Raw genomic sequence first — 8,009 nt, 5'->3', positions numbered from 1 at the left:
GAGGAAACCCTGACCATCGAAGTGGTGGGGGATCCGGGTAAAATGGTGGCGATTATGCAAATGCTGAATAAATTTGGCGTTCGCGAGGTGGCCCGTACCGGTAAAATTGCTCTGATTCGCGAGTCGGGAGTCAATACGGAATACCTGAAAGCTTTAGAGGCTAAAATGTCAATTTAGGGATGTTGGGTATGAACTCCCCTATACCTTCTAAACAGGATTTAGTATGACTCCTGACTCCTGATGGCTGATGGCTGATGGCTAAAAAGCTGATAACTGATAAAAACTATGTCTAACCAGTCGCCGAAAACCCAAATTAGTCAAATTGTCACCGTTGCCGTGCAGAAATTGCAAGGAAAGGTGAATTTTCAGGCGGTAAATCTCAAAAAAGGGGCGAGAGTTCCTGAATTACGCCTTAAAAACGAGAATGGCAGTGGGGAAAGCAAATATCCCCTTATCGGCGATCGCTATTTGTTAGGCCGCAGTTCCAGTTCCTGTGATATTACTATCCGTAATACCGTGGTCAGTCAGATTCATTGTTCCCTGCAGCGTGACCCGAAAAATCCCCATAATTTCCTGCTCACAGATGAAAACTCCACTAACGGGGTTTATATGGGTAAACGTCGTCTGAAAAGCGTTTCCCTGCGTCATGGTGATATCTTTACCCTGGCCCCTCCAGACTTAGCCAATTGTGTCACCATCTCCTATTACTGTCCCCCTCCTCTGTGGGTGCGACTTTTGCGCTATGGTTTCTATGGTGCGGGTGGTATTTTCGGTTTATTAGTTTTAGCGGTTATCTGGGAAAGTCGCAAAGTTAATGTTTATCCACTCCCTTCCGGGGTGAGAGGTCCGGTGGTCGTCTATGCTAGGGATGGTCAAACTCCCCTCAATCCCATTCGACAGGAAACTCACCAAGAATTAGATAATCTGGGGGATTTTTCACCCTATTTGCCCAAGGCGGTTGTCGCTTCCGAAGATAGTCGTTTTTACTGGCATTTTGGCGTTGATCCTTTGGGGATTGTCCGGGCTGTTATGATTAATTGGCAAGGTCGGGGCATTCGTCAAGGGGCCAGTACCCTGACTCAACAGTTGGCCCGTAGTTTATTCCCCGAAGTCGGTCGCCAAAATACTGCCGATCGCAAACTCCGGGAGGCTGTGGTCGCTTTACAATTAGAAGCGGTGTATAGTAAGGATACAATTCTCAAAACCTATCTCAATCGAGTTTATCTCGGTCTGGCCGGTTACGGTTTTGAAGATGCGGCCCGCTTTTATTTTGATAAATCCGCTAGAGATTTAGATATCTCCGAGGCTGCCACCCTTGTGGCTATGTTACCCGCCCCGAATTTATTTAATCCTATTCAAGATTATGACACTTCCGTACAATTACGCAATCGTGTCATCGATCGCATGGCCCAATTAGGCATGATTTCCCCAGAAGCGGCCGCCAGCGCTCGCAGATCCCGCATTGAAATCAGTCCCCAAGCCAAAAAATCCCTATCTAGTACGATTGCACCATATTTTTATAGTTACGTTTTCGAGGAATTACAGGACCTTTTAGGGGAAGAAGTGGCTAAAGAGGGCAATTTTATTGTTGAAACCAGTTTAGACCGCCGGCTGCAAGCGATCGCAGAAAAAAGCTTAAAAAATAATGTCTTAAACCAAGGACCCCGCTATCGTTACTCCCAAGGGGCTTTAGTTACTTTAAACAGTCAAACCGGGGAAATTCTCGCTTTAGTCGGGGGAGTTGATTATCAAAAAAGCCAATTTAACCGCGCTATCCAAGCTAAACGTCAACCCGGTTCCACTTTTAAGGTATTTGCTTATGCTGCCGCCCTAGAAAAGGGAATATCGCCCTATAAAATCTATACCTGCGCGGGACTCTCTTGGCAAGGACAGGCCTATTCTCCCTGTGAACGCAGTAGCGGGGGGGTCAATATGTTTCAAGGTTTAGCGCAATCGGAAAATAGCGTCGCCCTTCGCATTGCTCGCGAGGCAGGATTAAGTAATGTGGTCAATGTGGCGGAACGTTTGGGGGTGAAATCACCTTTAAATCCTGTACCGGGGCTAATTTTAGGGCAAAGCGAGGTAAATGTCTTAGAAATGACCGGCGCTTATGGGGTTTTTGACCACGGTGGGCGCTGGAATCGTCCCCACGCTATTAAACGCATTCTCGACGCTTCCGACTGTGAAAATGTGGAGGATTTGAGTACCTGTCGGGTTATTTATGACTATGGCGAGGATAGCGAGAGAAATCAGCAGGTAATCTCCCCTAAAACGGCCGAAACGATGAATAGCCTCTTGCGGGGGGTGATAACTAATGGTACGGGAGGTGCTGCTAGTGTTGGCATGGGAGAAGCGGGTAAAACGGGAACTACTAATAATTATGTGGACCTCTGGTTTATCGGTTATCTTCCCCGTCGCGACTGGGTGACAGGTATTTGGTTAGGGAATGATAACAATTCTCCCACTTCCGGCAGTAGTCAACAGGCAGCGAAGTTATGGGGCGATTATCACCGTCAGTTAATCACCACAGAAAACTAAGGGACTTGCGCTTTGATAATGTACCTTTTGGGCGAACGCAGTTCGCCCCTACATTGTGGACAAAATCCGTTACTGTAGGGGCGCAAAGCTTGCGCCCTCCGATCGATTGGGATATTATTCCCACGCAAGTCCCTAATGCCAATGGCTCTGAAGCTCAGACCCATTTTAACCGTCTATCCTTAAGATTAGTGGAATCCCCCCAACCCCCCCGACATCGGGGGGTCTTGCCTCTTGCCTCATCTCAACTAACAATTTAAATGGTTCACAGTAATAAGGGTGTCTTAGCCCTAGCTAATACACCCAGTATCTGTGTATTCAAATAAGGAAATTAAATGAAGGCGAAGTTAGCAGCAGTTAAACCAATAAGCGTGTTAGTAGTTGTTGCAATGAGGGTGTTGGGCGTCGACCAGTTACTGTCAGTGTCATACAAGAACTGCCTTGTATCGGTGGCGTAGGCAAAACGAATGTTAGATTTATTTGCCATTAAGCCCGTGATAGCGGTTGAAGTATCGACGACGATGCTGTTAGCAGCATTGGCAGCGACTGCCGCTGTACTAACAACTGCCGCACCTGGTACTGGAGCGCCTGTGTAAGCACTAGAGGTAATTGCAAAGACGTCGGGTCCATTAATAGAGGCAGAGACAGAAAAGGATGTTATTGAGTCACTGTCTTGATTGGTAAATACAAAGGTATCGTTGCCAGCTGCACCAATTAGGGTATCGGTCCCTGCGCCACCAATTAGGGTATCGTTGCCAGTTCCACCAACTAGGCTATCGTTGCCATTGCCACCAGTTAGGCTATCGGCGCCAGCGTTACCAACTAGGGTATCGGCACCAGTTCCACCGATTAGGGTATCGGCTTGGCCGCCGCCGGTCAGGGTGACAGCAGTGGCATTTCCGCTATTGGTGAGCGTCCATCCCGATGTAACAGTCGCTAAATTAACGTTGATGTTAAAGCCGCTCGCCGTGACCGATGCAGTGCCTGATTTGCTGGTCGATGCAGTGGCGGTCCAGGCTGCTGCCGCCGTGGCATTCGCCGTGGCGCCAGCGGCGACAATCAGGATGTCGACGCCGTTTCCAAGATCGGAAATGGTGTCAGTGCCGGCGGCGACGTTGAAGGTATCGACTCCAGCACCACCAGTTAGGCTATCGTTGCCATTGCCACCAACTAGGGTATCGGCACCAGTTCCACCAATGAGAGTGTCTGCGTTAGCGGAGCCAGTCAGGGTGACAGCAGTGGCATTTCCGCTATTGGTGAGCGTCCATCCCGATGTACCAGTCGCTGAAGCAACGTTGATGTTAAAGCCGCTCGCCGTGACCGATGCAGTGCCTGAGTTGCTGGTCGATGCAGTGGCGGTCCAGGCTGCTACCGCCGTGGCATTCGCCGTGGCACCAGCGGCGACAAGCAGGATGTCGACACCGTTTCCAAGATCGGAAATGGTGTCGGTGCCGGCGGCGACGTTGAAGGTATCGACTCCCGCGCCACCAGTTAGGCTATCGTTTCCCCCTCCACCAGTTAGGCTATCGTTTCCCCCTCCACCAGTTAGGCTATCGTTTCCCCCTCCACCACTTAGGGTATCGGCTCCTGCGCCACCGGTGAGAGTATCGTCGAAGTCACTACCTGTGATGAAATAGGAATCGGCGGCGAGGAGTTTCCATATCCCATTTTGTTCCGTACCCGACGCTTTCGTGTTAACAATACCGCCGCTTAGTTGATAAGTGCCGGCAGACCCACCTCTAACAAAGGTAAGGCTATCTGCTGGCAGGGAAAATAACTGAGAAAAGCCTCCACCGTACTGGGAAAGGGTTGCGCTATCAGCAGGGCCCAAGTTGGTTATTCTCCACGCTGTAGTAACGTTGTCGGATAAAAGGCCCTGGGGAGTGAGATTATCGGGGGTAATGGTAATGCCTGGTCCTGATATAGAAATGGGGCTATTAGTATAGATGTCCAGCAAATCACGAACAAAACTATCCATAGCACCACTGAAATTAACAGGAGAGGTGAAGTTAGCGAATGATATAGTTACAGTTGGCATGATTTTTCCTTTGAATGATTTGTTTGAATCTGAAGAGTTTGACAGTCCCTCCGACCATTATATACTAAGAAAAAAAATGCAACCCCATTCTCTCGATTTGTCTCCGCAAATTATTGCTAATGTTCGTTATTTTACATTTGGTCAAGTTTTTATCAATTTTGCGTGACATAAATCACACCAGAAATTAAAGTTAATGTCACCGATAGCCAAAAAGCGAACTGAGCAATTAAATTATATTCAGAAGGCAAGGGAGCAATTAAGAGAGCGATAGCGATAATCTGGCTGACTGTTTTGCTTTTTCCCCACCAATTAGCCCCTTTTATGTCGCTATTTCCCGTTAAATTGGGATTAATGCGCCAACCAGCGATCGCTAATTCGCGAGCGAGAATCAAAAATACTCCCCAAGCAGCAATTAAATCCATTTCAATCAGAGCTAAGAGGGGAGCGAGAACCAGCAATTTATCGACCAAAGGATCGAGAAATTTACCTAATTCGGTGATTTGATTGAATTTTCGCGCTAGATAACCATCGAGCCAATCGGTGCTGGCAGCAATCAGAAAGATAATTAAACTTAACCAGCGATCGATTTCTGTGCCTTGATGCAACCAGTATAAAATTAATGGTAGTCCCAAGAGTCGCGATAGGGTAATCGAGTTGGGTAGGTTCATTTTTCAGTGATCAGTAAACATTAAACAGTGATCAGTGACCAGTAAATAGTGATCAGTAAACAGTACACAGTAAACAGGTATAAAGATAAAGATAACTAACTAACTAATTAACTTAAAACTTACATCTGATAACTTACATCTGATAACTGATAACTGATAACTGATATTTAGCTGGCTAATTTGAGATCGAAATTACTTTGTTTATTGCCTAATTGTCTGAGCCAACGATAATTATAAGTTAAAGCACCCCAGAAGGTGGGATAAACGGCATAATTAACGCCAAATTCTTGGCAAACTTCCGCTAAAATTGGGGCAATTTTGGGGTAGTGAATATGGCAAATTTGCGGGAACAGATGGTGGACTACTTGATAATTTAATCCCCCTAAATACCAATTTAAAAAAGCATTTTGGGGGGCAAAATCCACGGTAGTTCGCACTTGAAAAATTGCCCATTCGTCTTCGATTTGGTTGGTTTCCGAGGGTTGAATAAATTCGGCGGGTTCCAAAACGTGAGCTAACATAAATACATGACAGGCAAGCACCCCATAGGTCATAAAAGTAATGAGAAAACCGATCGCTATTTCTAGGGGACTATAACCAACTAAGAGAGGAATGCCAATAAACCAAAAGAGATAAACAACTTTTCCGCTCAATAAAACGAATAGATCGATCGGTTTAGGATTGGGAATTTTAATCTCGCCAAAACGATGACCAAAGAGGATAGAGCGCACATCGGAGAATGACCAATAGATAGGGATTATAGCGTAGATAATCGGGATAAATAAATGTTGATAACGATGGTACCATTTATGCTCGGCATGGGGAGTCATTCGCACCACACCATCGCCGTGAATTTCCACATCGTACCCTAAAACATTGGTGTAGGTATGATGGAGATAATTATGACGAAAACGCCAGAGATAACTGGAAGTACCGATGATATAATCGTAGCTCATGCCCATGAGAGAATTAACCCATTTTTTACTAGAATAGCTGCCATGGTTAGCATCATGACCAATGCTAAAACCGATTCCTGCTAATCCTCCTCCTAAAACCATGCAACCGATAATTTTTAGCCACCAGATATCCGGACCAAAAAGCACAAACAGCCAAGCGGCAATTACCCAAGTGAAAATCGTGATCGTCTTCAGGTACATGGCAAAATTATCTCTGGTGGGGATGCCGTTTTCGGTAAAATAAGCATCAACCCGTTTATTCAATTCCTTTCTAAAACCCTGATTTTCAGTAAAAGTTACTCGCATTCCTAATTTTTGTCCTAGAAGTTGATATGACGGCTATTTGTGGCAGCTCAGAGTGAATTTATGAGTCTTGTACTGGTTTGCTAAGGCTGTCTCACTATAACTGATAATTTCTCATCAGTCCCTGTCCCTCATCTATTGTCAGAGAAAGAGGTGCGCTTGGCAAGGCAATCGCTCAATTTGTTTGCTACTCTTGCAGAAAATCCTCGGTTTTTACCTAATCAGATATCAGATACCTGTAGCCGGTGATAGAAATGAGCGTTAGGTACTTTTATACTACTATTAAAGCGATTGAAGGCGATCGAGTTTTCTGGTGCGAAGTGCCACAATTAAGAAAATCGATCAATGCGATCGCTCGAAGCGTGGCCGATGATGAAGCGGTATATCTTTATCTGTGGCAATGGTTACAGAATGAGCCTAATAACCAATTAGTCAAGTCTCATTGGATGGTTTTTTTACAATATCGCTCCTCTATGGTAACTCAAAGGGTCTATAAAAATGTTGGCCATCGGATCGATGCTGATTATGAAACCCTATTCTACTATTTGCTGAATTTGCTTTCTACGGCAATCATTAATAATCCTAGCAATTTTTACGGTAATTTTCAGGATCAAAAGACCAAACCAGGATTTTTTCGCTTAATCTTGGGAAAATGGACAGATAAAAAATTGAGAAATACTCTCTATAATTTCCTGCGAGGAGAGTATAAAACTATCGGCAGGACTAATCTCGGTATAGTCAGTCTTTTTAGTGCAAATAAAATTCAAAAAGTTTTACGAACATCGGGTATCTTTAACGAGAATCATCTGCTAATATTTAACTGTTTTCGAGAGGTAAAAAAAGCTTCTCTTAGATCATTGGATAAGTGGCAAGAGGAGGATTGGCAACAAGTAATCGATCGCTTGCAGCAGTTACAACCGCAAGTTATTCTCACCGTTGAGGAAGTGCAAGCAAAACTCAATCAAATAGGGGAGATAATGCGTAATCATATCGATCCTTCTTACTCTAGATTTGAGCTTAATAATTATGACGATAATAGCAATTACTTTTGGGAAAATCTCCCCGGTCAGAAGCCAAGTAAAGATTTACTCCAACAGCAAGAAATCCAGGAAGATATTAATAAGTTATTAATCACTCTTGAGGATGAAGTTAAACAGATTGCATATTGTTACTATCATCAAAAGATGACGCAAGCACAGATCGCTAATCGATTGGGAGTTCATTCATCTACTATTAGTCGAGAAATAACCCAATTATGTAAAAAAATTTATCAGCTACTCTGTGCAAGGGAAGGCAAAGATTGCCCTATTTTGTTAAATGAGATTCAATTAGAATCTCGGCAAAAACAAGAGATCGATGCTTATCTAAAATATTTTTGTCAGTCCTACTTAACTCAAATCTAATCTGTTAGGAGATACCATGAAAGTCAACCTCGATATTTTGCAACAAATTAACCCGAAATCCCTTTGGCTAACTTTTTCGGAAACAGAGATTAAACAAGCTCGATCG

The 8,009-nt window shown here is 44.6% G+C and carries 5 protein-coding genes and 1 pseudogene; 3 read left to right on the top strand and 3 right to left on the bottom strand.

From position 1 onward, the window contains the following. Together PX484_RS24535 and PX484_RS24530 are read left to right on the top strand one after the other, a co-directional pair. Positions 1–177: pseudogene (locus PX484_RS24535) on the top strand (acetolactate synthase small subunit); the annotation flags it as partial. A gap of 108 nt (positions 178–285) precedes the next feature. Next, complete coding sequence (locus PX484_RS24530) at positions 286–2,538, top strand: PBP1A family penicillin-binding protein (protein WP_287766490.1); 2,253 nt, start codon at positions 286–288, stop codon at positions 2,536–2,538. 328 nt (positions 2,539–2,866) lie between these two features. Here PX484_RS24530 and PX484_RS24525 read toward each other — a convergent pair whose 3' ends face one another. The 3 genes from PX484_RS24525 to PX484_RS24515 all read right to left on the bottom strand — a co-directional run bounded on the left by PX484_RS24525 (position 2,867) and on the right by PX484_RS24515 (position 6,503). After that, entirely contained in the window at positions 2,867–4,573 is a 1,707-nt protein-coding gene (locus PX484_RS24525; RefSeq protein ID WP_287766492.1) for a calcium-binding protein, read from the bottom strand. Between the two features lie 152 nt (positions 4,574–4,725). Beyond that, a complete protein-coding gene (gene pgsA / locus PX484_RS24520) occupies positions 4,726–5,241 on the bottom strand; it encodes a CDP-diacylglycerol--glycerol-3-phosphate 3-phosphatidyltransferase (RefSeq protein ID WP_287666839.1) in 516 nt (171 codons plus the stop codon). A 167-nt stretch (positions 5,242–5,408) separates the two neighbouring features. Then, positions 5,409–6,503, bottom strand: a complete 1,095-nt coding sequence (locus PX484_RS24515) for a fatty acid desaturase family protein (protein ID WP_287766494.1) — start codon at positions 6,501–6,503, stop codon at positions 5,409–5,411. Positions 6,504–6,754: 251 nt separating this feature from the next. Between PX484_RS24515 and PX484_RS24510 the strand changes: the two genes are divergently transcribed. Then, a complete protein-coding gene (locus PX484_RS24510) occupies positions 6,755–7,903 on the top strand; it encodes a helix-turn-helix domain-containing protein (RefSeq protein WP_287666845.1) in 1,149 nt (382 codons plus the stop codon). Positions 7,904–8,009 lie beyond the last annotated feature (106 nt).

It is taken from the genome of Microcystis sp. M49636_WE2 (genome assembly GCF_030065375.1).
Taxonomy (GTDB): Bacteria; Cyanobacteriota; Cyanobacteriia; order Cyanobacteriales; family Microcystaceae; genus Microcystis; species Microcystis aeruginosa_C.
This window is presented reverse-complemented; position numbering and strand designations above follow the sequence as displayed.